Source organism: Microbacterium sp. ET2 (genome assembly GCF_030347395.1).
GTDB lineage: Bacteria > Actinomycetota > Actinomycetes > Actinomycetales > Microbacteriaceae > Microbacterium > Microbacterium albipurpureum.
Map to the genome: position 1 here is coordinate 1645539 of NZ_CP128170.1, position 24386 is coordinate 1669924.

The 24386-nt window shown below is 70.0% G+C and carries 25 protein-coding genes and 3 tRNA genes; 12 read left to right on the forward strand and 16 right to left on the reverse strand.

Annotated elements, in window-relative coordinates; all coding sequences use genetic code 11:
• Window positions 1–135: 135 nt before the first annotated feature.
• Both cls and QSU92_RS07920 read right to left on the reverse strand, forming a co-directional pair.
• Entirely contained in the window at window positions 136–1602 is a 1467-nt protein-coding gene (gene cls, locus QSU92_RS07915; protein WP_289265637.1) for a cardiolipin synthase, read from the reverse strand.
• Window positions 1603–1654: 52 nt separating this feature from the next.
• Window positions 1655–1864 (reverse strand): hypothetical protein, encoded by a 210-nt coding sequence (locus QSU92_RS07920; RefSeq protein WP_179561397.1) that lies wholly within the window; start codon window positions 1862–1864, stop codon window positions 1655–1657.
• Window positions 1865–2019: 155 nt separating this feature from the next.
• Between QSU92_RS07920 and QSU92_RS07925 the strand changes: the two genes are divergently transcribed.
• Window positions 2020–3177 (forward strand): DUF4192 family protein, encoded by a 1158-nt coding sequence (locus tag QSU92_RS07925; protein ID WP_289265638.1) that lies wholly within the window; start codon window positions 2020–2022, stop codon window positions 3175–3177.
• Between the two features lie 4 nt (window positions 3178–3181).
• On the opposite strand, the gene lysS is transcribed toward QSU92_RS07925, so the two are convergent.
• Together lysS and panC are read right to left on the reverse strand one after the other, a co-directional pair.
• Window positions 3182–4720 carry a lysine--tRNA ligase gene (gene lysS / locus QSU92_RS07930; RefSeq protein WP_289265639.1) on the reverse strand — a complete coding sequence of 513 codons (1539 nt, stop codon included), beginning with the start codon at window positions 4718–4720 and terminating at the stop codon, window positions 3182–3184.
• Between the two features lie 116 nt (window positions 4721–4836).
• Window positions 4837–5682: a pantoate--beta-alanine ligase gene (panC, locus tag QSU92_RS07935; RefSeq protein ID WP_289265640.1), complete on the reverse strand. Its 846-nt coding sequence runs from the start codon at window positions 5680–5682 to the stop codon at window positions 4837–4839.
• 80 nt (window positions 5683–5762) lie between these two features.
• Between panC and QSU92_RS07940 the strand changes: the two genes are divergently transcribed.
• The 3 genes from QSU92_RS07940 to QSU92_RS07950 all read left to right on the forward strand — a co-directional run bounded on the left by QSU92_RS07940 (window position 5763) and on the right by QSU92_RS07950 (window position 8400).
• Window positions 5763–7025 (forward strand): RNA polymerase sigma factor, encoded by a 1263-nt coding sequence (locus tag QSU92_RS07940; RefSeq protein WP_289265641.1) that lies wholly within the window; start codon window positions 5763–5765, stop codon window positions 7023–7025.
• Between the two features lie 94 nt (window positions 7026–7119).
• Window positions 7120–7476, forward strand: coding sequence for a YciI family protein (locus QSU92_RS07945; protein ID WP_289265642.1), 357 nt, complete (start codon window positions 7120–7122; stop codon window positions 7474–7476).
• A 54-nt stretch (window positions 7477–7530) separates the two neighbouring features.
• Entirely contained in the window at window positions 7531–8400 is an 870-nt protein-coding gene (locus tag QSU92_RS07950) for an aldo/keto reductase (protein WP_289265643.1), read from the forward strand.
• A gap of 12 nt (window positions 8401–8412) precedes the next feature.
• On the opposite strand, the gene QSU92_RS07955 is transcribed toward QSU92_RS07950, so the two are convergent.
• The 11 genes from QSU92_RS07955 to tilS form a co-directional block, all read right to left on the reverse strand.
• A complete protein-coding gene (locus QSU92_RS07955) occupies window positions 8413–9129 on the reverse strand; it encodes a Rossmann-like and DUF2520 domain-containing protein (protein ID WP_289265644.1) in 717 nt (238 codons plus the stop codon).
• Window positions 9126–10790 carry a PH domain-containing protein gene (locus tag QSU92_RS07960; RefSeq protein ID WP_289265645.1) on the reverse strand — a complete coding sequence of 555 codons (1665 nt, stop codon included), beginning with the start codon at window positions 10788–10790 and terminating at the stop codon, window positions 9126–9128. Before QSU92_RS07960 ends, QSU92_RS07955 begins: the two co-directional genes overlap by 4 nt.
• Window positions 10787–11461, reverse strand: coding sequence for a PH domain-containing protein (locus QSU92_RS07965; RefSeq protein WP_289265646.1), 675 nt, complete (start codon window positions 11459–11461; stop codon window positions 10787–10789). The genes QSU92_RS07960 and QSU92_RS07965 overlap by 4 nt, the downstream gene beginning before the upstream one ends.
• On the reverse strand, window positions 11409–11897 hold the full coding sequence (locus QSU92_RS07970; RefSeq protein ID WP_289265647.1) for a DUF3180 domain-containing protein: 489 nt from the start codon (window positions 11895–11897) through the stop codon (window positions 11409–11411). Before QSU92_RS07970 ends, QSU92_RS07965 begins: the two co-directional genes overlap by 53 nt.
• Window positions 11894–12427, reverse strand: coding sequence for a 2-amino-4-hydroxy-6-hydroxymethyldihydropteridine diphosphokinase (folK, locus tag QSU92_RS07975; RefSeq protein WP_289265648.1), 534 nt, complete (start codon window positions 12425–12427; stop codon window positions 11894–11896). The genes QSU92_RS07970 and folK overlap by 4 nt, the downstream gene beginning before the upstream one ends.
• Entirely contained in the window at window positions 12408–12809 is a 402-nt protein-coding gene (folB, locus tag QSU92_RS07980; protein WP_289265649.1) for a dihydroneopterin aldolase, read from the reverse strand. Before folB ends, folK begins: the two co-directional genes overlap by 20 nt.
• A complete protein-coding gene (gene folP, locus QSU92_RS07985; RefSeq protein ID WP_289265650.1) occupies window positions 12785–13642 on the reverse strand; it encodes a dihydropteroate synthase in 858 nt (285 codons plus the stop codon). Before folP ends, folB begins: the two co-directional genes overlap by 25 nt.
• Window positions 13639–14229: a GTP cyclohydrolase I gene (gene folE / locus QSU92_RS07990; protein ID WP_289265651.1), complete on the reverse strand. Its 591-nt coding sequence runs from the start codon at window positions 14227–14229 to the stop codon at window positions 13639–13641. Before folE ends, folP begins: the two co-directional genes overlap by 4 nt.
• 9 nt (window positions 14230–14238) lie before the next feature.
• On the reverse strand, window positions 14239–16245 hold the full coding sequence (ftsH, locus tag QSU92_RS07995; protein ID WP_289265652.1) for an ATP-dependent zinc metalloprotease FtsH: 2007 nt from the start codon (window positions 16243–16245) through the stop codon (window positions 14239–14241).
• Window positions 16246–16389: 144 nt separating this feature from the next.
• Window positions 16390–16941, reverse strand: a complete 552-nt coding sequence (gene hpt, locus QSU92_RS08000; protein WP_289265653.1) for a hypoxanthine phosphoribosyltransferase — start codon at window positions 16939–16941, stop codon at window positions 16390–16392.
• Window positions 16942–17010: 69 nt separating this feature from the next.
• Window positions 17011–18003, reverse strand: coding sequence for a tRNA lysidine(34) synthetase TilS (gene tilS / locus QSU92_RS08005; RefSeq protein WP_289265654.1), 993 nt, complete (start codon window positions 18001–18003; stop codon window positions 17011–17013).
• A gap of 69 nt (window positions 18004–18072) precedes the next feature.
• Between tilS and QSU92_RS08010 the strand changes: the two genes are divergently transcribed.
• The 3 genes from QSU92_RS08010 to QSU92_RS08020 all read left to right on the forward strand — a co-directional run bounded on the left by QSU92_RS08010 (window position 18073) and on the right by QSU92_RS08020 (window position 20211).
• On the forward strand, window positions 18073–18267 hold the full coding sequence (locus QSU92_RS08010) for a hypothetical protein (protein ID WP_289265655.1): 195 nt from the start codon (window positions 18073–18075) through the stop codon (window positions 18265–18267).
• 62 nt (window positions 18268–18329) lie between these two features.
• Window positions 18330–18866, forward strand: a complete 537-nt coding sequence (gene ppa / locus QSU92_RS08015; protein WP_289265656.1) for an inorganic diphosphatase — start codon at window positions 18330–18332, stop codon at window positions 18864–18866.
• Between the two features lie 13 nt (window positions 18867–18879).
• Entirely contained in the window at window positions 18880–20211 is a 1332-nt protein-coding gene (locus tag QSU92_RS08020; protein ID WP_289265657.1) for a DUF2254 domain-containing protein, read from the forward strand.
• A gap of 26 nt (window positions 20212–20237) precedes the next feature.
• On the opposite strand, the gene QSU92_RS08025 is transcribed toward QSU92_RS08020, so the two are convergent.
• A complete protein-coding gene (locus QSU92_RS08025) occupies window positions 20238–21653 on the reverse strand; it encodes a peptidoglycan DD-metalloendopeptidase family protein (RefSeq protein WP_289265851.1) in 1416 nt (471 codons plus the stop codon).
• A gap of 267 nt (window positions 21654–21920) precedes the next feature.
• Between QSU92_RS08025 and QSU92_RS08030 the strand changes: the two genes are divergently transcribed.
• The 5 genes from QSU92_RS08030 (at window position 21921) to QSU92_RS08050 (ending at window position 24359) form a co-directional block, all read left to right on the forward strand.
• A tRNA-Glu gene (locus QSU92_RS08030) sits at window positions 21921–21993 on the forward strand.
• Window positions 21994–22020: 27 nt separating this feature from the next.
• Window positions 22021–22094 (forward strand) — tRNA-Asp (locus QSU92_RS08035).
• 80 nt (window positions 22095–22174) lie between these two features.
• Window positions 22175–22247 (forward strand) — tRNA-Phe (locus tag QSU92_RS08040).
• A gap of 240 nt (window positions 22248–22487) precedes the next feature.
• Window positions 22488–23108: a DUF305 domain-containing protein gene (locus QSU92_RS08045; RefSeq protein WP_289265659.1), complete on the forward strand. Its 621-nt coding sequence runs from the start codon at window positions 22488–22490 to the stop codon at window positions 23106–23108.
• A gap of 159 nt (window positions 23109–23267) precedes the next feature.
• The gene (locus QSU92_RS08050) at window positions 23268–24359 is read left to right on the forward strand and encodes a YihY/virulence factor BrkB family protein (RefSeq protein ID WP_289265660.1); all 1092 of its coding nucleotides are present in this window, start codon (window positions 23268–23270) and stop codon (window positions 24357–24359) included.
• Window positions 24360–24386: the final 27 nt, after the last annotated feature.

Genomic DNA, 24386 nt, shown 5'->3' on the forward strand with positions numbered 1-24386 from the left:
CCGGACGGGGTCGCGCAGCCGGCGAGCATCATCGCCCCCGCTCCGAGAACAGCGAGGGCGAGAACCAGGCGAGGTCGTGTCATGTCCACATCATGCCGCGAACGGCGGCCCGCGTCATCCGTCTTCGCTCGCACGCTACTGCAGCGCCGACGTGAGGCGCGCGATGTTGTCGAGCACGGTCGAGCGCAGCGGCTGCTTCTGCCACTCCTCGAGGGTGAGTTCGCGGGAGAGCGAACGGTACTTGTCCTCGACCTCGCGCATCTCCCGCACGAACTCCTCGCCGCGCACGAGCATCGAGATCTCCATGTTCAGACCGAACGAGCGCATGTCCATGTTGCTCGATCCGATGACGGCGATCTCATCGTCGATCGTCATGCACTTGGAGTGCAGGATGTAGGGCTTGCGGTACATCCAGATCTTCACGCCGGCGCGCAGCAGCGCCTCGTAGTAGCTGCGCTGGGCGTGGTAGACCATCGCCTGATCGCCCTCCTCCGAGACGAACAGCTCCACCTCGAGTCCGCGCTGGCAGGCGGTCGTGATGGCCAGCAGCAGCGCCTCGTCGGGCACGAAGTACGGGCTGACGATGATGATGCGGCGCTGGGCGTAGTACAGCAGCGCCGCGAACAGGCGCAGGTTGTTCTCGGAGTCGAAGCCGGGCCCGGAGGGCACGATCTGGCAGTCGAGGTCGCCGTGGCTGGAATCGACCTTGAACAGGTCGATCTCGTCGGTGAGGATCTCGTCGGTCTCGCTGTACCAGTCGCTGAGGAAGACGGCATTGATGGATGCCACGACGGGGCCGTGCAGCCGCACCATGAGGTCGACCCAGTGCAGCCCCCGCTTGATGTTCTTGCGCAGGTTGTAGGTGGAGTCGGTGACGTTCTGCGAGCCCATGTAGCCGACCTTGCCGTCGATGACGAGGAGCTTGCGGTGGTTGCGCAGGTCAGGGCGCTGATACTTCCCCTTCAGCGGCTGCACCGGGAGCATCAGACGCCAGTGGGCGCCCATCGCATCGAGGCGGCGGAGTGTCTGCCTGTAGAACGGCTTGCCGCGGTTGGCCCAGTGATCCAGCAGGACGCGGACGACGACCCCTCGGGCGCACGCCTCCTCGAGGGCGGCGAAGAACTTCTCGGTCGAGGCGTCGGTTTGGAGGATGTAGAACTCCACGTGCACGTACCGCTCCGCGGCACGGATGGCCTCGCCCATCTCGTCGAGGCTCTTCTGGTAGTCGGAGATCAGGTGTGCGTCGTTGTCCCCGGCGAGGGGCATCGCGCCGAGGGCGCGGTTCATCGTCACCAGCGACTGGAACCACTGCGGCGCGTGCGGGCGCAGCGTGCCGAAGTCGAGGCCCGCGCTGGTGTCGCGGATGTACTGGTTGATGGCGTCCTGCTGGCGACGGCGCTTGCGCGGCAGCCGCGGGTTGCCGATCAGCAGGAAGAGGAAGACGCCGATGAGCGGGATGAAGTAGATCGCCAGAAGCCACGCCATCGCGGCGGTGGGCCGGCGATTGCGCGGAACGTAGATGACCGCGAGGATGCGCACGATGATGTCGAAGACGAACACCAGGATGAGCCACCAGGACGCATCCAGTGTGATCTCGATCACGGCTCCCCCGTTTCGCCCCGCCCGCCCAGAGCCAGCGTAGCGGGCCGAGCGATCAGCGCCCGGCGGGGGCCGGGGGTGCGTCGGGCGCTGCCGACGCAGGGGGAAGCCCGCGCTTGGCGCGCTCCTGCGCTTCGATGCGCGTGTAGGCACGCCGCTCGTTGCGGTCGGCGTGCAGGATGCTGCGCAGGATCCAGAAGAAGAGGGCGCTGACCACCACGGTGGGGAGGAGCGTCCACGCCGCTGCGATCCAAAAGCCATCCATGCCTTCCAGGATACGCGGGGCGGCCCTGGGCACGGCCCGGGAGAGGACGGATGCGGCGGCGCAACCTCTCCTGCACAACGGGCGGAGAGGGCGAGTTGACCACAGAGTGTGCTGACGAGCTCCCGCGCCCGGACGCCGACGACGAAGGTCGGGGCATGACCACGATCGTGAAGGCCGCCACCGCGGCCGAGTTCCTCTCCTTCGTCCCCCGCATGCTGGGCTACGTGCCGACCGACAGCGTCGTGCTCATCCCTTTCCAGGGCACGCGCACTCTCGGCGCGATGCGCATCGACCTTCCGGCGGTCGCCGACACCGACGCGGCGGCGGCGACCTACGTGGGGCTCGTATGCCGGATCGAGGCGGCCGATGCGCTCGCGGTGGTGGTGTTCACCGATGAGCGTTTCGATGGCGGCAGCGCTCCCGCGAGGGCGCTGGCCGAGGGCATCCGAGCGCGGGCCGATTCAAGCGGCCTGCGTGTGGTCGACATGCTCTGCCGCGCCTCCGACGGCTGGGCGTCGTACCTCGACGCCGACACCCCGCCCGGCGGCCGGCCGCTGCCTGAGATCCTCGATGCCGACGCGTCGCCCGCCGACCGCGCCGGGCTTCCCCTCGCGGACGGCGATCAGTGGACCGGAGCCGCGCTCCCCGCGGTCGACCTCGCCGAGAAGGAGAGGGTAGGGAACGCGCTGCAGGCGATCCGCGTCGCGATCGGGGGGTTCGGGTCGAGCGCGACCGGATCGACCGCCCGTATCGACCCGCGCGGACTCGAAGCGGTGTGCCTGCTCGACGACCTCCCGGCCCTGTTCGAAGAGGCGCTGAGCTGGAACCCCGAGATGCTCGATCCGTTCGATGCGGCCCTGCTGCTGTGGTGCCTCGAGCGGCCGGCGACCCGGGATGTGGCGCTGGTTCAGTGGTGCGACGACATCGACCGTGGCGATGAGGCGATGGCTGCGCAGCTGCGGTGGGAAGCGGGAGAGCCGTACCCCGCCGAGGTCGCCAAGCGCATGTGGGGTGAGGGTGCGCAGCCCTCGGCCGAACGCCTCCGCGGCGCGCTCGAGGTCACTCGCCGGGTGGCCGCCGCAGCGCCCCGAGCCACCCGGCCCGGACCCCTCGCGGTCTGCGCGTGGCTCTCGTGGGCGCTCGGCCGATCGACCCACGCGGAGTGGTTCGTCGGACAGGCCGCCGCGATCGACCCGACCCATGGCCTCACCGGGATCGTCCAGGCGATGGTGCGCAGCGGCCACCTGCCGGAGTGGGCCTTCGCCCGCACCGGGGTGTGGCGCCCGGAGGATGCGATGGGGGCTGCGGGGTGACCGGCTATTTCACGAGCGGGAAGAGGATCGTCTCGCGGATGCCGAGCCCCGTGATCGCCATGAGGAGCCGGTCGATCCCCATGCCCATGCCGCCCGTGGGCGGCATGCCGTGCTCGAGGGCGCGGAGGAACTCCTCGTCGATGCGCATGGCCTCGACGTCGCCGCGCGCGGCGAGCTTCGCCTGCTCGACGAACCGCTCACGCTGGATGACGGGGTCCACGAGCTCGGAGTACCCGGTGGCGAGCTCGAAGCCGCGGGCGTACAGGTCCCACTTCTCCACCAGTCCCGGAACCGACCGGTGCTCGCGCACGAGTGGACTGGTGTCGACGGGGAAGTCCATCACGAAGGTGGGGCGCGTCAGGCCCGGCTTGACGAAGTGCTCCCACAGCTCCTCGACGAGCTTGCCGTGGGTGGCATGCGGCGGCGCTTCGACGCCGACTTCGGCGGCGAAGGTCAGCAGATCGTCCAGCGACGTGTCGGGGGTGATCGCTCGGCCCGCGGCATCCGAAAGAGAGTCGTACATCGACAGCCTCTCCCACTGCCCGCCCAGGTCGTACACCGTGCCGTCGGCCCAGGTGACCGTCGTCGACCCGGCGACCGCGACGGCGGCGTTCTGGATGAGCTCCTGGGTGAGGTCGGCGATTCCGTGGTAGTCGGTGTAGGCCTGGTAGGCCTCGAGCATCGCGAACTCGGGGCTGTGCGTGGAGTCGGCGCCTTCGTTGCGGAAGTTCCGGTTGATCTCGAAGACCCTGTCGAGCCCCCCGACCACCGCGCGCTTGAGGAACAGCTCCGGCGCGATGCGCAGGTAGAGCTCGGTGTCGAAGGCGTTGGAGTGCGTGACGAAGGGGCGCGCGGATGCGCCGCCGTGCTGCACCTGGAGCATCGGGGTCTCGACCTCGATGAAGTCGTGAGCGGTGAAGGTCTGCCGGAGGCTTGCGTTCACCGCGGCGCGTGCGCGCACGGTCGCGCGGGCCTGATCGCGGACGATGAGGTCGAGGAAGCGGCTTCGCACCCGGCCCTCTTCGCTCAGCTCGCCGTAGACGTTGGGAAGGGGCAGCACGGCCTTCGCGGCGATCTCCCACGAAGCGGCCATGATCGACAGCTCTCCGCGACGGCTGGAGATGACCTCGCCCGAGACGAAGACGTGATCGCCGAGGTCGACCAGTTCCTTCCACCGCTGAAGGGACTCCTCGCCTACGGCGGCGAGGGAGATCATGGCCTGGATGCGACTGCCGTCGCCCGACTGCAGGGTGGCGAAGCACAGCTTGCCGGTGTTGCGACTGAAGACGACCCGTCCGGCGACCCCCGCTGTCACGCCCGTCTCGGCGCCTGCCTCGAGGTCGCCGAACCGCGCGCGGAGCGCGGGGATGGTGTCGGTCAGCGGCACCGCCACGGGGTAGGCGCCACCGGCGGCATCCGTCCGCTCGGAGATGAGCCGCTCCCGCTTGGCCAGACGCACCGCCTTCTGCTCGAAGACCTCTTCGTCGCTGGGCTCGGAAGCGTCGGTGTCGTCAACGGCGCCGGGCGCGGTCGAATCAGTCATGAACAGGCTCCTCGGGGTCGCCGTCAAGTGTATCGACGGGCACCGGCGCGCCCGTCGCTCGCGTCCGGCCCCGGCGGACGGTCACACCGGCGGTCGCGCGGGCGTGAGCGCGGCGATCACTGCAGCGAGATCTCGGTGTTGTCGATGAAGCGCTGCCCGGCGACGGTCGCGGCGATCAGCGCCAATGCCCGCCCGCGATGGCCCTCGTCGACGGGAAGGAAGGTGGCCGGGTCCACCACGGTGAGGTACTCGAGGTTGATCCGCGGCTCGCCCATCAGCGAGGACTGGGCCGCGGCGATGCACGCGTCGACCCCGCGGTCGGCGTTCGAGGCCGCGGCGTCGAGGGCCTTCGTCAGCTTTCCGGCGGCCTGGCGATCGCGGTCTTCGAGCAGTGACGCACGGGTCGAGACGGGCAGCCCGTCATCGCCGCGTACGGTCTCGACGGTGGCGACGTCGACGTCGATGAAGAGGTCGCGGATCATCCGTTCGACCAGGAAGATCCGCTGCCGGTCGCGGAGCCCGTAGACGGCGACATCGGGCTCGACGAGGTGGAAGAGCTTCGCCTCGACGGTGAGCAGGCCGTCGAAGTAGTACGGCCGGAACCGCCCCTCGTACCGCAGACCCAGGTCGCCGGCGCTGATCTTCGTCGTCGCCGTGCCGTGCGGCAGGAGGTCGGCGGTCTCGGGGGCGAACACCACGTCGACGCCGAGTGACTCCAGCAGCAGACGGTCGGCGTCGGGGGTGCGCGGATACGCCTCGAAGTCGGCCGTCGTGCCGAAGCGCAGCGGGTTGACGAACGTCGAGACCACGACGATCTCCGCACGCTCACGGGCGGTGTCGATGAGATCGATGTGACCGTCGTGGAGCGAGCCGATCGTGGACACGAGCGCCACCGTCGAGCCCGGGGCGTCGCGGCGGGCCTCAGCCAGGCGGCTGCGCAGCGCCTCGGGGGTGCGGATCATCCGTCGATCGTATCGGCGGTGCGAGCTCCACCCGTCCGCGGGCCGTGACAGCGACAGGATCGTCGTGTCCAATGGACACCATGCCCCAGCGACAGGACGCCGACGTCGCGCTCGCCGAGGTCCACCGTGCGGAATGGGGCCGGATCGTCGCGGGGCTCGCCCGCCGCTTCGGCGACCTCGATCTCGCCGAAGAGGTCGCGGCCGAAGCGTTCGCCGTCGCCGTGGAGCGGTGGGCCGTCGACGGTGTGCCTCCGAATCCGGGTGCCTGGATCACCACGACGGCGCATCGGAGGGCCATCGACCGCCTCCGGCGCGAGGCCCGGCGTGACGACAAGCACCGGGAGGCCCTGCTCCTCGCAGACGACTCCCCCGCCGAACCGGTGGGCGCGGTCGCGGACGATCGCCTGCGGCTGCTCTTCGCGTGCTGTCATCCGGTCCTCGGCCTCGAGACCCAGGTGGCTCTGACCCTCCGTGTCATCGTCGGTCTCACCGTCGAGCAGATCGCGCGGATGTTCCTCGTGCCGCCGACGACGATTGCGCAGCGGATCACCCGGGGGAAGGCGAAGATCGGCGCGGCGCGCGTCCCGTTCCGGGTTCCCGAGGCGAGCGACCTTCCTGATCGCGCGGCCGCCGTGGTGGCCGTGCTCTCGCTGATGTACACGCAGGGCTACACGGCCACCGGCGACGCCACCGACCGGCTGCGGCTCGACCTCCTCGCCGAGGCGCTCCGGCTCGCACGCGAACTGCACGCGCTGCTTCCCGGCGACGGCGACGTCACCGGGCTCCTCGCCCTCCTCCTCGCCTCGATCGCCCGCACCCCCGCCCGGATCAGCGACGACGGCGCACTCGTGACCCTCGCCGAGCAAGACCGCGGCGCGTGGGACCGCGACCTCATCGAGGAGGCCGACGCGCTCCTCGGCGAGCGGAAGCGACAAGCCCGCGCCAGCGGCATCCCCCTCGGCCGTTTCGAGCTGCTCGCCGCCATCCATCTCGTCCACGCGCACGCCACCGATGCCGGAAGCACCGACTGGTCGCAGATCGTCACGCTCTACGAGATGCTCGAGCGGGTCGACCCGAGCCCCATGGTGGGCGTCAATCACGCCCTCGCCGTCGCCGAGGCCGACTCCCCCGAGGCGGGCTTGGTCGTCCTCGCGCGGCACGACGACGCCCTCGCCGGGCACTACGCCCTCCACTCGGTCCGGGCCCACCTCCTGGCGTCGAGCGGCGCACCTTTCGAGGCCCTCGACGCGTACGAACGTGCGATCTCGCTCGCGCCGACGCCCGCGATGGCGGAGCTGTTGACCGCGCGCCGCGACGGTGTCGATGTGACGACGCGCGGATGAATCATCCACCGGGTGTCGTATCCGACGCTCCCCGATCGTCGCTTGTTCGACAGAGGCCGTTCAGGCCCCGCATCATCACACGAGAGAGAAGCAGATGAGCAACAGGTACCTGGTCATCCACATGACCGACCCCAGCGGCACCGATGTCCCCCGCGAGGAAGACCAGCGCATGCTCGAGGGCTGGCTCGCCGACGGCGAAGCGAAGGGGATGCTGCAGAGCGGCGCGCCGACAGCGCCGGCCGATCAGGCGAAGTCGGTGGTCGTCCGCGACGGCCGCGCCCTCATCACCGACGGACCCTTCCCGGAGTTCACCGAATGGTTCGCCGGGTACGACATCATCACCGCGGAGTCGATCGACGACGTCGCGGGCCTCATGACCAAGCATCCGACCGCCATCGCGGGACGGGTGTACGTGCTGCCGCTGGTGAAGCTCCCCTGGGACGAGGAGTGAGCGCCGCCGCGGCGCCCGGGAATGCTCGGGCGCCGCGGAGCGCTTGACCCCTCCATGACGAACATCACGCAGCCTGCACAGTCATCCGGCACCTTCCGCATCGGCGGCGACCTCGAGGTCAACCGCCTCGGCTACGGGACCATGCAGCTCACCGGGCCCGGGGTCTGGGGACCGCCGAAGGACCACGACGAGGCGATCCGCGTCCTGCGCCGGGCGGTCGAGCTCGGCGTGAACTTCTTCGACACCGCCGAGTCCTACGGCCCCTACGTCGCCGAGGAGCTTCTGAAGGAGGCGCTTCACCCCTACGCCGACGACATCCTCATCGCGACCAAATCGGGCCTGACCCGCACGGCCCCCAACGTCTGGCCGCCGCTCGGTCGCCCCGAGTTCCTGCGCCAGGGTGCGGAGATGAGCCTCCGCCGGCTCGGGCTCGAGCGCATCGACCTCTTCCAGCTGCACCGCATCGACCCGAAGGTGCCGCTCGAAGACCAGGTCGGCGAGCTGAAGGCGCTCCAGGACGAGGGCAAGATCCGCCACATCGGCCTGTCGGAGGTCACGATCGACGAGGTGAAGGAGGCGCAGAAGATCGCAGAGATCGTCACCGTCCAGAACCTCTACAACCTGCAGACGCGCGACGCGGAAGACCTTCTCGACTGGTCCGAGGAGCAGGGCATCGGGTTCATCCCGTGGTTCCCGCTCGCGACCGGTGGTCTCACCGGAGCCGACTCGCCGCTCACCGACATCGCTGCGCAGAAGAACGCGACCCCCGCGCAGATCGCTCTCGCGTGGCTGCTGAGGCGCTCGCCCGTCATGCTCCCGATTCCCGGCACGTCCAGCGTCGCTCACCTCGAGGACAACATGCAGGGCGGCGCCCTCGAGCTCACCGCCGAGGAGTTCGCCGAGCTGTCCGCGCTCCGCGGCTGACCTTGCGCCGGGTCAGGCGTCGGGCGACGACGCCCCGGGTGGCTCGATCACCGGGGCGTCGGCCCGCGTCAGCGCGTGGTCGATCGTCGTGTGCACGAGGTTCGAGAGGTAGAGTCCGGGATCCTCGACCCCGGCGCGGGAGAGCAGGTCGGCCGCCTGGGCGATGATCGAGCGGGAGAACTCCGTCGCGGTCGAGATCGCCTCGGCGTACAGCGGTCGCTGGTCCTCGGCCACCTCGACCGGCTCGCAGCCGAGCTCGACCGCGAGCGCCTGCGCGATCGGGAGAACCGGCGCCGGCGCGGTGACCGCCGCGTAGGCGTGGGTCAGCTGCCGCAGATCGATGGATGACCCGGTGAAGGCGATCGCGGGATGAATTGCCAGCGGGATGGCGCCGCGCGCCGTCGCCGGCTGGAGCACCTCGATCCCGTACGAGGCGTCGGTGTGCAGCACCAGCTGGCCCGGCCGCCAGGCGTCCAGCGCGGCGAGGCCCGCGACGAGGCCCGGAAGCTCGGTTCTCGGGACCGCGATCACGACCAGGTCGCTCCCCGCGATGAGCTCGACCGGGTCGAGCACCGGCACATCGGGCAGCACCGCGTCGACGCGGTCGCGGTCGGAGCCGGCGGTGATGCCGACGATCGCGTGACCGGCGCCGCGGAGAGCGGCGCCCATCACGGGACCGACCCGACCCGCTCCGATGATGCCCACGCCGAGTCGTCCGTCACGCCTCACCGCGACACCTCCTCCGTGCGGCCCGGGTCCGTCGATGCGACCGGTCCAGGCACCTCCGGCGGCGGGGCCGCAGCTCCGACGGTCACCGCGACCTCATCTGGCGCCTCGTCCCCCGCCCACCGGTGGCTGCGGTCGTTCGCAGCCGCCACGATCGCCGCCGCCTCGGTGCGCTCGAACAGCGACACCGCGTCATCCCGATCGATGATGCCGAGCGATCCGCTCACCCGACCGACGACGGTGTGCACCTGCAGATTCGCGACACCGAGTGCGCGGTCGACGGGCCCCTGCGCGATCGCGAGACTCTGCATGCGCGCGAGCGGGAAGAGGGCGAGCTTGCGCCAGATGAACCCTCGGCGCACGAACAGCACGTCGGGCGTGACGAAGGCGCCGTTGCGCCGCCAGCTGGTGGGCCGGAGCCAGGCGGCGCGGCGCGGCGTGGTCACGTAGGGGTCGCCGTCCTCCGGCCCGAGCACGCCGTGCCGGAACACCAGCGGCCACTCCTCGCGCGGCAGGTGCGGCAGCAGAAGCTGCAGGACGCGCTCCACGTCGGTGCGATTTCCCACCGGGAGGACCGTGGCGAACTGGTCGGTCCCCGCAGCCTCGAGACCTCGTCCGGACAGCCGATTGACGGTGATCGCCCACCATCCGGCCGGCCGCCACAGGATCGGCTGGCTGATCTCAAGGGCATGGATGCGACCCGGCGGCAGCGTCTCGGTGACGGTGGTGAACAGGCCGAAGGTGATGCGCACGCCGCTCGAGGTGGGGGCGATCGAGTAGCGCAGCGACCTCGTGATCGTGCGCACCCAGTACGCCCCGAAACCGAGAAGAGCGGGGATGGCGGTCAGCAGCAGCCACGGCGTTCCGAGAATCGAGGCCACCACGATCGCCGCGACGAGCACGATGAGGAACAGCAGCGAACCGTCGAGCAGGTGCGAGGCGATAAGGCGCCCGACCGGGATGTTCACCACCGAGTCGGGCTCGTCGGCGGGATCCTCCGCCCCCTCGATCATCTCGGTGAGCCCGGCCGCGACGGTCGACGCCGCCGCCGACACCCGGCCGCCGCCCGCCGCCGCGGCCGCCTGGCGGGCTTCGGCGAGGCGTCGTCCTGAGGCGAGCCGCAGGATGTCGGCCCGCACCGCCTCGGCGTTGGCGGTGGAGAGGTACTCGAGCTTGACGTTCCCGTCGGTGCCGGCGCCGACGACCTCGAGCTTGGCCATACCCATGAGCCGGGCGATCATGGGCCTGGTGAGGTTGACCCCCTGCACCCGATCCAGCGGGGCGCGCCGCTGGGTGCGGAACAGCACACCGCTGCGCACCTCGACATCGTCGCCGGTGATCCGGAAGGTGTGGAACCGCCACGACAGGTAGAAGACGCCGACGAGCACGACGACAACGACGATCACCGCGCCGAGAGCGGCGAGGATGAGCCCGCGCTCGAAGATGAAGTCCAGCGGATCACCGGTCTCGAAGTCGCCCGGGTCGACTTCGGGGACGAAGATCGGCACGACCCCCTGGATGAGACGGTCGCGGAAGTTCGCGATGAGGATGCCGGCGATGATGACGAGTGTCAGCCCGCCCCGCAGCAGCGGAGTGAACGGATGCAGGCGGTGCCAGTCGCCGTCGCTGAGCGGCGAGCGCGTCGGCGCGGGAGCGCTCGTCACAGTCCCGTCCGGCGGGTCTCGGCGACATCGATGAGAGTGTCGCGCAGCTGCTCGGCTGCTTCCTGCGTGAGTCCGGGGAGCGTCACTCCCGACACGGCCGCCGCGGTGACGATCTTCAGCTGGGCGATGCCGAAGCCGCGATCCAGGGGGCCATGGGTGATGTCGACCAGCTGCATCCGGCCGTAGGGAACGGCGACGATGCGCTGCCACAGGATGCCGCGGCGGAACACGAGATCGTCGCGGCGGAGCTGGTAGCCGTACGAGCGCGCCTGCCGGGGTGTCACGACGAGCACCGCGGCAAGGATGACGAGGAGGATCCCGGCGGGGATCATCAGCCAGCGGATGTCGAACGCGAACACCGCGACGAGGCCGGCGACGAGCACGAGCAGGAAGAAGAACCCGGTCGTGATGAGCTGCACCCGCACATAGGCCTTCGCCAGCTGGTACCAGGTGCCGTCCCCGAGGGGGAGACGGTTCTCCGAGCGCGGCTCGACGATGCGATCGAAGGCACCCCCGGTGAACACCGCAGGATCGTGGTCATCCTGGCGGACCTGATCCGCTTCGAGCGGCGCGGCCGCCGGCGGGGTCGGCGCGGCGTCGAAGGCCACGGCGGCCCGCTCAGTGTCCGCCGGGTTCGAGTCCGGGGTCGGAGCCTCCGGGCTGTTCGTCATCGTCGTCCTTCCGGATCGTGCAGAACTGCTCTGCGACCAGGCCCGCGACCACCAGCAGCACCGCGCACAGGGCCGTCGCGATGACAGCCCCCAATGAGCCTATCGAGGGCGGAACGGGCCGGGTGAGCAGGAACAGCGCCAGGCCGCCCGCGATTCCCGTCACGATCGCCCCGACCAGGCTCGACGCCTTCGCGAGCACCGCGATGCGCAGCGCCCGGAACGGATCCACCGGGGCAGCGGCTCCCCGCGTCGCGCGGCGGATCGGCACCGCGAGGGCGACGATCACGGCGGCCAGCAGCACCAGGAGGATCGGCAGGGACACGGCGGGAGTGAAAGTCGCCCGTCCGGCCGCGGTGAGTGCCTGGTCGATCGCGAACCCGACCGCGACGCCCAGGACGGCGACGATGACGAGGACGAGCGGGCGCGTGCGCCTCACGAGGGTCCCCGCAGGCGGGCGAGGATGTCGGCGACAGGGCCGACCCCCGGGAGCACCGCATCGGGGTCGACCTGCAGCCAGGGCTCGAGGACGAAGTCCCGCTCCGCCGCGCGGGGGTGCGGGAGGATCAGCACGGGCCCGTCGCTGGTGACCTCGCCGTAGGCGATGAGGTCGAGGTCGAGCGTGCGGTCGGCCCAGCGGGCCCCCCGCTCACGGCCGTGCCGCGCTTCGATGGCGTGCAGGTAGCCGAGCAGCACGGTGGGTGCGAGGCGCGTGGTGAGCAGTGCCACCGAGTTGAGGTAGGCGGGGGCCTCGGTGTCGGGCCCGTCCGGCGTCAGGGCCACCGACTCGATCGGCGTCGCGGTCTTCACGTGGGTGACGAGCGGCAGCCGGGCGAGGTCGGTCAGCGCCGCGTCGAGGATGCCCGCGCGATCGCCCAGGTTCGACCCGAGCGCGACGACGGCGATCGCCTCGTCGCGACGCCGGGGCGTCGCATCCGTCTTCAGACCCTCAGCCAGTCGACGACTCATGGGCATGCCCTCCTTCATCGGGTCGCACACGCGTGATCGTCACCGACACGTCGGCGAAGGTCAGCGGGATCGGCGCCTGCGGCTTGTGGACGGTGACGCGCACGGCCGAGACGAGGGGACGCCCGAGCACCGCGCGGGCGATCCGATGGGCGAGCGTCTCGAGCAGGTTCACCGGATCGCCCGCGACGATCGCGGCGACCTCTTCGGCGAGCTCGCCGTAGTGCACGGTGTCGGAGACGTCGTCGCTGCTCGCTGCGGGGCGGGTGTCGAGCGTCAGAGCAAGGTCGATGACGAAGTCCTGACCGTCACGCCGCTCGTCGTCGTAGACGCCGTGGTATCCGAAGACCCGCAGGCCCGTCAGCGTGATCGTGTCGCCGTCCACCGGCGGTCTCCCTCCCACGCCTCCGCGATGAGCAGCGCATCTCGGGTGGCGCGGACGTCGTGCACGCGAACGCCCCACACCCCCTCACGCGCAGCGAGCGCGCTCGTGACGGCCGTCGCGAGGTCGCGCCGTTCTTCGGATGCGTCGTCGAGCGTCGCGGTCGGCGCACCTGCGGCGCCGCCGGAGACGAGCGTCTCGGCGAGGAATCGCTTGCGGCTCGTTCCGATGAGCACCCGGGGGCCGATGCCGAGGATGCGCGGGAGCCCGCTCAGCACCGACCAGTTCTGATCGCCGCGTTTGCCGAACCCGATGCCCGGATCGAGGATGACGCGGGACGGCGCGATGCCGGCGATCGCCGCGGCCTCCAGGCGCGCCGACAGTTCGGTGACCACCTCGCGGACGACGTCGCCGTACTCGGCGCGGGCGTACATGTCGCTCGAGGGACCCCGCCAGTGGCCGACGACGAACTCGGCGCCCGACCCGGCGACGGCCGGGAGCATCGCGGGATCGGCGAGGCCACCCGAGACGTCGTTGACGATCGCAGCCCCCGCCTCGACGGCGGCCACGGCGGTGGAGGCGTTCATGGTGTCGATGCTCACCGTCGCGCCCTCGGCCGCCAGCGCGCTGATGACGGGGAGCACGCGCTCCTGCTCGACACCCGGGTCGACCCGATGGGCACCGGGCCGGGTCGATTCGCCGCCGATGTCGAGGATGTCGGCGCCGGCGGCCCGGAGGACGCGGCCGCGTGCGATCGCGGCGTCCTGCGCGAAGTAGCGTCCGCCGTCGCTGAAGGAGTCGGGCGTGACGTTGACGATGCCCATGACGACGGTCATTCGCGCGGCGCCCCCATGAGCAGCATCAGCTCGGTCCGTGAGATCGGGTCGGTGAACTCGCCCCGCGCGGCGATCGTCACCGTGGAGGCGTCGCGCTGGCGCTCTCCGCGGAAGGTGACGCACCCGTGGGTTGCCTCGAGCACGACGAGCACGCCTCGGGTGTCGAGCGCGTCCCAGATGGTGTCGGCGATCTGCTCGCCCAGGCGCTCCTGCACCTGCGGGCGCGAGGCGAGCACGTCGACGACCTTCGGCAGCGCGCCGAGACCCACCACCTGCTCCCCCGGCAGGTAGGCGATGTGGGCCTTGCCGCGGAAGAGCAGCAGGTGATGCTCGCAGACGGAGCGGAAGTGGATGTCGCGGAGCATCACCGCCCCCGAGGGCAGCGTGTCAGGGGCAGGACCTCGGCTGACCGAGATGGTGTGCGAGAGCGGCTCGGCGGGGTCCTCCCCCACCCCGGAGAAGAACTCGGCGTATGCGTCGGCGACGCGCTGCGGCGTGAGCTTCAGCCCCGGACGGTCGGGATCCTCCCCGATCGCCGACAGAAGCTCGGTCACGAGCGCGGCGACGCGCTCTCGATCAACGGCCACAGGCCGAGCCTACGCGGTCGCCGGACGCGCCTGTCCGCTCGGCCGGCGACGCGGCGCCTTCTCGGCGGCAGGCTCCTCCGCCTCGACGGAAGCCGCCACGCCCGCGGGCTCCGCGCGTCGCGGCACGTCGACGGGGGGAAGCGTCGAGACGGGCCGGTCGCTGCTGGAGAGCCACTGCGGACGTGGCGGGAGCTTGGTGATGTCGGAGAAGATCTCGGCGAGTTCGATGTGATCCAACGTCTCCTTCTCGAGCAGCGCCAGGGCGAGCTTGTCGAGGACGTCGCGGTTGGCGTTGATGACCTCGTACGCCTCGTTGTGCGCCTGCTCGATGAGTGCGCGCACCTCGGCGTCGACCCGCTCGGCGATGCGCTCGCTGAAGTCGCGGCCGTGGCCCATGTCGCGGCCCATGAACACCTCGCCCGAGGACTGGCCGAGCTTGACCGGGCCCACCTGCGTGGTCATCCCGTACTCGGTCACCATCTTGCGCGCGATGCTCGTGGCCTTCTCGATGTCGTTCGAGGCGCCGGTGGTGGGGTCGTGGAAGACGACCTCCTCAGCGACCCGGCCGCCCATGGCATACGTCAGCTGATCCTGCAGCTCGTTGCGAGTGACCGAGTACTTGTCGTCGAGCGGGAGGACCATCGTGTAGCCGAGGGCCTTGCCACGCGGGAGGATCGTGACCTTCGTCACCGGGTCGGTGTGGTTCATCGCCGCCGCGGCCAGGGCGTGCCCGCCCTCGTGGTACGCGGTGATCAGCTTCTCCTTGTCGCGCATCACGCGGGTGCGCCGCTGCGGACCGGCGATGACGCGGTCGATCGCCTCGTCGAGCGCGCGGTTGTCGATCAGCTGGGCGTTGGAGCGGGCGGTCAGCAGTGCCGCCTCGTTCAGCACGTTCGCGAGGTCGGCGCCGGTGAAGCCGGGGGTCTTGCGGGCGACGACCTCGAGGTCGACGCTGTCGGCGAGGGGCTTGCCGCGACCGTGCACCTGCAGGATCTTCTGCCGGCCCTTGAGGTCGGGCGCGTCGACGCCGATCTGGCGGTCGAATCGACCGGGGCGCAGAAGCGCCGGGTCGAGGATGTCGGGGCGGTTCGTCGCTGCGATGACGATGACGTTCGCCTTCGGATCGAAGCCGTCCATCTCGACGAGCATCTGGTTCAGGGTCTGCTCGCGCTCGTCGTGACCGCCGCCCATGCCGGCACCGCGGTGGCGGCCGACGGCATCGATCTCGTCGATGAAGATGATGGCGGGAGCGTTCTCCTTGGCCTGGTTGAACAGGTCGCGCACGCGGCTGGCGCCGACGCCGACGAACATCTCGACGAAGTCCGACCCCGAGATCGAGTAGAAGGGGACGCCCGCCTCACCGGCGACGGCGCGGGCGAGCAATGTCTTGCCGGTTCCGGGAGGGCCGTACAGCAGCACGCCCTTCGGGATGCGGGCACCGACCGCCTGGAACTTGGCCGGGTCCTTCAGAAAGTCCTTGATCTCCTGCATCTCCTCGATGGCCTCATCGGCACCGGCGACATCGACGAAGGTGACCTGCGGCATCTCCTTGGTCACGAGCTTCGCGCGCGACTTGCCGAACTGCATGACCTTGCTGCCGCCGCCCTGGGCGCTGGAGAGCAGGAACCAGAACAGCAGACCCAGCAGCAGCAGCGGGATCATCAGCGACAGGAACCCGTCGAACCACGACGGCTGCGGCACGGAGTCGTTGAAGCCGTCAGCGGGGTCGGCGGAGTTGATGGCGTTGACGACCTCTTCGGCGCGGGCCTGGACGTAGTAGAACTGCACCTCGGTGGCGCCCTCATAGGGCTCGGCGAGGGTGAGGTCGACCCGCTGGTCGCCGTCGGTGTTGAGAACCTCGGTCACCGTGCCGCCGTCGAGGAGTTCCAGGCCCTCCTGCGTGGAGATCTGCTTCGCTCCGCCCAGGCTCGAGATCAGCGAGAAGCCCACGATCAGGAAGATCCCGATCAGCACGATGTAGAACAGGGGATTCCTGGTGATCTTCTTCAGGTTCATGGTGCGGGCGGGGCCCGATCCCTTCCTCGACGAGCCGTGAGCGCGGCGGGAGCCGCGGTGACGGTGAACTCAGGGTAACGCGGGGTCTCTATGCCCGGCCTGTGCGTTCGTCGTGGGCGGAATCGACGCGTGACCTGCCGGCGGTCAGGCGTACACGTGCGGTGCGAGCACCGCGACATCGCGGAGGTTGCGGTACTTCTCGGCGAAGTCGAGGCCGTACCCGATCACGAAGTCGTTCGGGATGTCGAATCCGACGTACTTGCAGTCCACGTGCACCTTGGCGGCTTCCGGCTTGCGGAAGAGCGCGAAGACCTCGACGGAGGCGACCCCGCGGGAGGAGAAGTTGTCCAGCAGCCAGCGGAGCGTGAGGCCGGAATCGATGATGTCCTCGACGATGAGCACGTGCTTGTCGTGCAGGTCGGTGTCGAGATCCTTCCGGATCTGCACCACCCCGCTCGAGCGGGTTCCGGCCCCGTAGGACGACACCGCCATCCAGTCCATCGGGTACGACACCGGCAGCGCGCGGGAGAAGTCCGCCATCACCATGATCGCGCCCTTGAGCACCCCGACGAGCACCACGTCCTTGCCCGCGTAATCGGCGGCGACCTGCGCCGCGATCTCGTCGAGCCTGGTGCGGATCTCCTCCTCGGTGACGAGAACCCGGGTGATGTCGCCTTCGATGTCGGCCGCGCGCATGCGCTCCAGCTTACGGCGCTGCGTGTCGCGCGCCGAGCGCCGGCATCCCCGGCGCCGCGCCCGACGCGGTCAGCGTGCGGTGAAGACCACGCGGCCGCCGACGCGCGCAGCGCGGCACGCGGGCAGGTCGAGGGGCCCCTGCCCCGACCAGGCGGTGACCAGGCGCGCGACCTCGAGCGTCTGCGCGCGGGTGAGGCTCTCGCCGAACTCGGCGGCCACGACGTGGCGGATGATCCGGTGCCGGAGCGCGGGCGGATTGGCGGCGAGCGCCGCGATCGACACGGCGATGCCCGCCTCGGCGTGCTCGACGATGTCCTCGATCGTCTCGTCGATCATCTCGTCGAAGGCTGCCGCATCCTCGCGCAGCTGCTCGGCAGTGCGCGCGAGCGCCTCGGCGATGCCCGGGCCGAGCTCGGCTTCGAGCACCGGCAGCACGCGTTCGCGCACCCGCACGCGCGCGAAGCGCGCGTCGGCGTTGTGCGGGTCGTCCCATGGGGTGAGCCCCTCGGCTGCGCAGGCGGCCCGGGTGGTCTCGCGCCGCAGGCCCAGCAGCGGCCGCAGCAGCGGTACGCCGTCGAGATCGGATGCTGCGGCCATGCCCTGCAGGCTCGCCGCGCCCGAGCCGCGGGCAAGGCCCAGCAGCACGGTCTCGGCCTGATCGTCGAGGGTGTGACCGGTGAGGATCGCCGCGGCGCCCTCCTCCCGCGCCGTGTCCCGAAGCGCCCGGTAGCGCGCATCGCGCGCCGCGGCCTCCGGCCCGCCCGCGGCGCCCACCTCCACCCGCACCACGCGGGCCGTGGCCCCGAGGGTCTCCGCGGCGCGGCGGGCCGCGTCCGCGGCATCCACCGACCCCTCCTGCAGACCGTGATCGACCGTGACCGCGACCACCGTGATCCGACGTCGCGCAGCCTCGAACACGGTCGCGGCGGTGAGCGCAAGCGAGTCGGCACCACCCGAGAGTCCGACGATCACAGAGTCGCCGTCGGTCACCGCATCGAGGCCGCCGCGCACAGCCAGCCGCACGGCGGCGACCGCCGGCTGGAGCGAGGGTCGATACGTCACGCCCTCACGCTACCCACCGACGGCGTGGCGACCGTCGACAGCGCGCACGCGGGGCTCTACGTTGTGGCCATGGAATCCGAATCCGAGATGGGTCGCACCCGCTACCGGCTCTACATGATCATCGGTCTCGTCATCTCGCTGCTCTTCGCCGCCGCCGGCGTCGGCGCTCTCCTGACGAATGGCGGACCGGTGCTCGGCTGGCTCATGATCGTCGCCGGCCTCGCCATCGCCGTCGTCTCGGTCGTGCAGCTGCGACGATCCTGAGCGCGGAGGGCGCCGCGACTAGGCTGGTCGCCGGCCACCCACCGTTCTGAAGGAGCACAGGCATGGGCGCATACGACGCCGTCATCGAGATCCCGCGCAACAGCAAGATCAAGTACGAGGTCGACCACGGCACCGGACGGGTCTTCCTCGACCGCATCCTCTTCACCCCGATGGGGTACCCGACCAACTACGGGTTCTTCGAGAACACTCTCGGCGAAGACGGCGACCCGCTGGACGTGCTGGTGCTGCTCGACCAGGACCTCATGCCCGGCATCCTCGCGAAGGTGCGCCCCGTCGGCGTGCTGAAGATGGTCGACGAGGCCGGCGGCGACGACAAGGTCGTCGCGGTGCTCGCGAAGGATCCCCGCTGGTCGCACATCCAGGACGTCGACGACATCCCCGAGTACACCAGGAACGAGATCGGGCACTTCTTCGAGCACTACAAGGACCTCGAGCCGAACAAGTGGGTCAAGGTCGACCAGTGGGCGGGTGCGGCCGAGGCCGAGCGCCTGGTGAGCGAAGCCTTCGTCCGCTTCGAAGAGCACGAGGGCGAGACCCGCACCCAGGGTGAGGGCGAATCGCCGAGCACGCGAGACTGAGGCTGGGGCGACGGTGGCGCGGAACGGGTTCGGGCCACGCGCCGCCGCGCTCTCCGAAGCCATCGCCTCGCGGCTGTGGCCGATCCCGCTCGCCGCGACCGTGGTCGCCGTCCTTCTCGGCGTCGCGCTGCCCGAGGTGGACCGGGCGATCGACGAAGACCTGCCGGCCACCTTCACCGCGCTGCTGTTCGGAGGCGGCGTGGAAGCGGCGCGTGCCGTGCTCTCGGCGATCGCAGGATCGGTCATCACCGTCACGTCACTGACGTTCTCGTTGACCGTCGTCGCCCTGCAGCTCGCCAGCAGCCAGGGCTCGCCGCGACTGCTGCGCATGTTCGCCGCCGACCGGATGGTGCACGCGACCCTCGCGATCTTCATCGGCACGTTCGCCTACGCATTGACGGTGCTGCGCACGGTCGAAGACGCCACCGAGGATGCGGGAGCCTTCGTCCCTCGGATCGCGGTCACCGTGGCATCCGTCCTGACGCTCACCAGCGTGGTGATGCTGACCTTCTTCCTCGGGCATCTGGCTCGGCAGCTTCGGCTCGAGACGATGATGCGCGACGCCCACCGCGAGGCGTCGCGCACGATCAAGATGGTGTGGGATGCCGCGCCGGGGCGCCCTGCTGCCGTCGCCCCCCGCACGCCGCAGGAGGCACGGGAGGTGCGCGCGGAGTCCTCGGGGTTCCTCACCGAGGTCGATCGGTCCGGGCTGGTGGAGATCGCCCGCGAGCACGACATCCTCGTCGAGGAGATCTCACCGACGGGCACGAACGTGGTGACCGGATCGCCGTTGCTCCGGTGGTGGCCGCGCTCGGGTGAACCGACGCGCGCCGATGCCGGCCTCGACGGCCGCCTGCGCGAAGAGTTCAGCCTGTCGTACGAGCCCACTCCCTCACAGGATGTGAGCTTCGGTATCCGTCAGATCACCGACGTCGCGATGAAGGCCCTCTCCCCCGGGGTCAACGACCCGACGACGGCCGAGTACGCGGTGGGGCATCTGGCCGACCTCCTCGCGGACATCGCCGCGCGCGGCCCCCTGCCGGCGTCGTTCGCGGATGACACAGGTGCGGTCCGTCTCGTTCCGGCGCACGACTCGTTCGAGTCGCTCGTCGCGCTCAGCCTCGGCCGTGTCCGCCACTACGGATCCGGCGATCCACTCGTCGCCGGCCGGCTGCTCCGCGCCTACGGCGAGGTGGGCCGTCGCACCGTCGATGACGGCCAGCGCGAGGTGCTGCGGGCCGAGCTCGCACGCACGCTGCGCGCGATCGACGCTCACGCCGCCGATGACACGGACATCCGGGCGGCCCGGCGCATCGCGGACGAGGTGCGGCCGGCACTCGGCTGACCGCGCGACGACGGCGCCCGGGTGTGTCAGACGCCGATTCCCCGAGCGGCCATGAAGTCGATCGGGTTCGTCGTGCCGCCGTTGACATAGCACTCGAAGTGGAGATGGCAGCCGAACGAGCGCCCGGTGTTGCCTTCCGCGCCGATCAGCTGGCCGGCGTTGACCCACTGGCCGTAGCCGACGTAGATCGCCGACATGTGCCCGTAGCCGGTGCCGATACCGCCGCCGTGATCGATGCGGACGTAATTGCCGTACCCGCCGTTGTATCCGGAGTACGTCACCCGGCCCGCTGATGCGGCGAAGATCCCTGCGCCGCACCCGGCGGCGAGGTCGACCCCGGCGTGGAACGAGCTTGCACATCCCTGCGGGCCGCACTGACTGGTGCGCCACCCGTAGCCGGAGGACCGCCAGCCCGACGACGGACGAGCCCAGCCGGTTCCGACGACGCCGCCGCCGTTACCGCCGCCACCTCCGCCGCCGCCGCCACCGCCGCCACCGCCGCCTCCGCCGCCACCCCCGCTGTTCTGCTGGGCTTCGCGGCGTTTGCGCTCCTCCTCAGCCAGGCGGGCGGCCTCGGCCGCGCGGGCGCGGGCCTCTTCCTCTTCACGGCGCTTGCGCTCTTCCTCGGCCTTGCGACGCGCCTCGACGCCGGCCTGGTAGTCGGCGATCGTCTTGGCGGTCGTGTCGCGAAGGGCTGCCAGCTGAGCCTCGAGCTCGACGCGGTGCGTCTGCTGTGCAGCGAGCGCCGCCTCAGCGGCAGCGGCCGCTTCCTGGGCGGCCACCATCTTCTGCTCCGCCTCCTTCTGCAGACGGTCGCGCTCCGCGCGCTGTACGGCGGCCTGGTCGCTGAGGCTCTGCGCCGAGTCGCGAGCGGTGATCGCCTCGGCGTAGACCCCGCGGTTGCGCTCGACGAGCTTGTCCATCGTGCCGAGCTTGGCGAGGAGGTCGTCGGCCGTAGCGGCGGAGCCGGCGAAGAACAGCTCGAGCGAGGTGTCGTCACCGCCGTTCCGATACAGCTCGGCGGCCACGCGGCCGGCCTTGTTGGCGGCATCCGCGGCCTTCTCGGCCTGCTCGTCCGCCTGTCGCTGCAGCTCATCGGCGCGGTAGGCGGCCTCGAAGAAGGCCTGCTGCGCCTCGTAGTACTCGTCGCCTGCGCGGACCGCCTCGGCCTGCTTGGCGGCGACATCCGCAGCGAGACCGGCGATGAGCCCCTCGATACGGGTGATCTCCGCAGCCTTCGCGCCCTCGTTCTGCTTGGCGCGCTCGACGTCGTCCCACGAGGGGTAGTCGACGGCGAAGGCCGGAGCGAGGGTGGGACCGGCCAGCGCACTCGCCGCGGCGAGGCCGACGATTCCGAGCCCGAGCAGGCCGCGACGGCTGAGGTCGGGCCAGAGCATCGCCTTCTCGCGCGCGGTGGGCGCGCAGCCGCAGTCGTCATGCATAGCGTCGGAGTCCACAGGCCCTCTCCTTCGCGCACAGGCAGAAGTAGACGTGCATCACATTAGCAACATCAGTCACAATCGCAACGGTGATCACCGGAACCGTGCCCGTCGATTCCGGTCTGTCTCTCGGCTCAGTGTCGCCGTCACCCCCGCCTCCCGTGCGCGCGACGCGCGGGTCGGGGCCGCATCCGAGAGCTCGATTGGCGCAAGCGCCGGGGATTGCGTATGCTTGGGCGTCGGCGAGTGAGCCTCCGGGTTCGTTCATCCGGCCCCATCGTTTAGCGGCCTAGGACGCCGCCCTTTCACGGCGGTAGCACGGGTTCGAATCCCGTTGGGGTCACTCCGTACGGCACAATTGAATAAGCATGGCCCTGTAGCGCAGTTGGTTAGCGTGCCGCCCTGTCACGGCGGAGGTCGCGGGTTCAAGTCCCGTCAGGGTCGCTCCAAGCGGCGGGCCTTCTTTCGAGAGGGCCTTTCGTCTAGGACGTGGCATCGCGTCGTTCGCGATACGGATGCCGCGCGGCTCTGTAGCTCAGTTGGTAGAGCGCACGACTGAAAATCGTGAGGTCACGGGATCGACGCCCGTCGGAGCCACTGGGACCCTCGTGTGGCTTCTACGCACGGGGGTTTCTTCTTTTCCCAGCGAGCCCCTTGCGACGCCGCCTCGCCTGGCTGCCCATACCCCACTGGCGCAGAGGGTCAACCCCGTGTGCAGTCTGTCGACCCCTGTCCTAGCGTGCAGCGACGCACTCGAACCGCCATCCGCCGGCGGACCCAGGGCGGTCGAAACCCGACACCCACACGGCACCGCGCGATTCCCGAATCGGAGACGTCATGACCTCGAACGACCACCCGAACACCGAGCGGAACAACAGCAACTCACCATCCGAAGAGCACGGCCGGCCCGAGTCTTCCAAGTCCTGGAGGATGTATCTACGGTTCGGGGCGATGATCCTCACGGGAATGGTCGTCATGTACTGGGTGATGTTCGTCGGCTCCTGGGAATGGAGCCACGTCCGCTTCAGCGAAAGTCGCGTCTTCATGGCCCTCACCATGGGCGGCGCCATGGGGCTGGTGATGCTCGCGTGGATGCTCAACATGTACAAGAGCGTCACGGCGAACATCGCCGTGACCACCGTCAGCCTTCTGCTCCTCGGCGGTGGAATCGCCCTTGACCGCAGCCAGATCACCGTGGGCGATACCGACTGGATGAGCGCCATGATCCCTCATCACTCCCTCGCCATCACGCGTTCCGAACGCGCTCAGATCCTCGATGTCCGCGTCTGCGAACTCGCCGCCGAGATCAGCGCCGCACAGCGCAACGAGATCCTCGAGATGGACTGGCTGATCGATGACATCCAGCGCAACGGAGTCGCCGACACCTCCGAGGAAGCACGCGCTCGCCCTGCGCCCTCCTTCGATCAGTCTGCCCTGCGCGAATGCCCAGGCGAGTAGTGGAACGGGCCGGTCACGGCCGGCGTACCGCCACTGTGAACGGCGAACTGCCGCGCTTCGATGAGTGCGCCGGCCGTCGCTCTCGGCTCGGAGCGGGTCCGCGTCGCCGGATGCGGTCAGAGAGCGCCCCGTCGCACCGCACCGCCTAACGTGGCACGCATGCCCGACGTGGACACCCCCGGCGACGACCGCGAGCCGACGCGCGCGACGCGCCTGCGTTCCCCTACTTGGCGTTACCTCCTCCGCCGCACGATCAGCGAGTTCATCCGGGATGAGTGCCTGGATGCCGCGGGGTCGCTGACCTTCTTCGGCGTGCTGGCTGTCTTCCCCGCGGGCTTGGCCATCATGGCGGTCGTCGGCATCGTCGGCGACAGCGACGCCGTTCGAGACCGGTTGCTGACGCTCCTCGGCCAGGTCGCGCCCGGCGCCGTCACCGACACCGCGGACGCCATCCTCACGAACGTCACCGGCTCATCCAGCGCCGACGTCACCCTCATCGTCAGTGTCGCCATCGCCCTGTGGTCCTCCTCGATCTACGTGACTGCCTTCGGAAGATCCGTCAATCGGATCTATGGCGTGGCGGAAGGTCGCCCCTACTGGAAGCGGAAGCCGATCCAGCTCCTCGTGACCGTCGTGCTTCTCACGAGCGTCACGATCATGATCGCCATCGTGATGGTGTCCGGACCTGTGCTTCGTCTCGTCGGAGACGTGCTCGGCATCGGCGATGCGACCGTCGAGGCGTGGAACGTCTTCCGGTGGCCGATCTTCGCGGTGGCGCTCGTCGTCGTGATCGCGATCCTCTACAAGGGCACCGGGAATGTCCGACTGCCGAAGTTCCGATGGTTGGGACTGGGCGCGCTTCTGGCGATGATGGTGATGGGAGCAGCGTCGCTCGGTTTCGGCTTCTACGTCTCGAACTTCGCCCGATACAACGAGACGTTCGGCGCCTTCGCCGGCGTCACGATCTTCCTGATCTGGCTCTTCCTGGTCAACGTCGCCCTCCTGCTCGGAGTAGAGCTGAACGCCGAGATCGAGAGGGGACGGGAGCTGCAGGCGGGGGTGCCCGCTGAGGAGCACATCCGCATTCCCCTCCGCGACACCACGGCGATAGAGAGTCGAGAGCGTGCGAGGGAAATCACTCGCGACCACGGCTCGATGCTGCGTCGGGGTGAGGTCCCCCCTCCCCGACCCGACTCGTTCGTCACGCGCGTCCGGGAGTGGCTCCGACGACGCTCCCCGCACAAGGAATGATGTTCTGCGCCAGAAATTCGCCGCTCC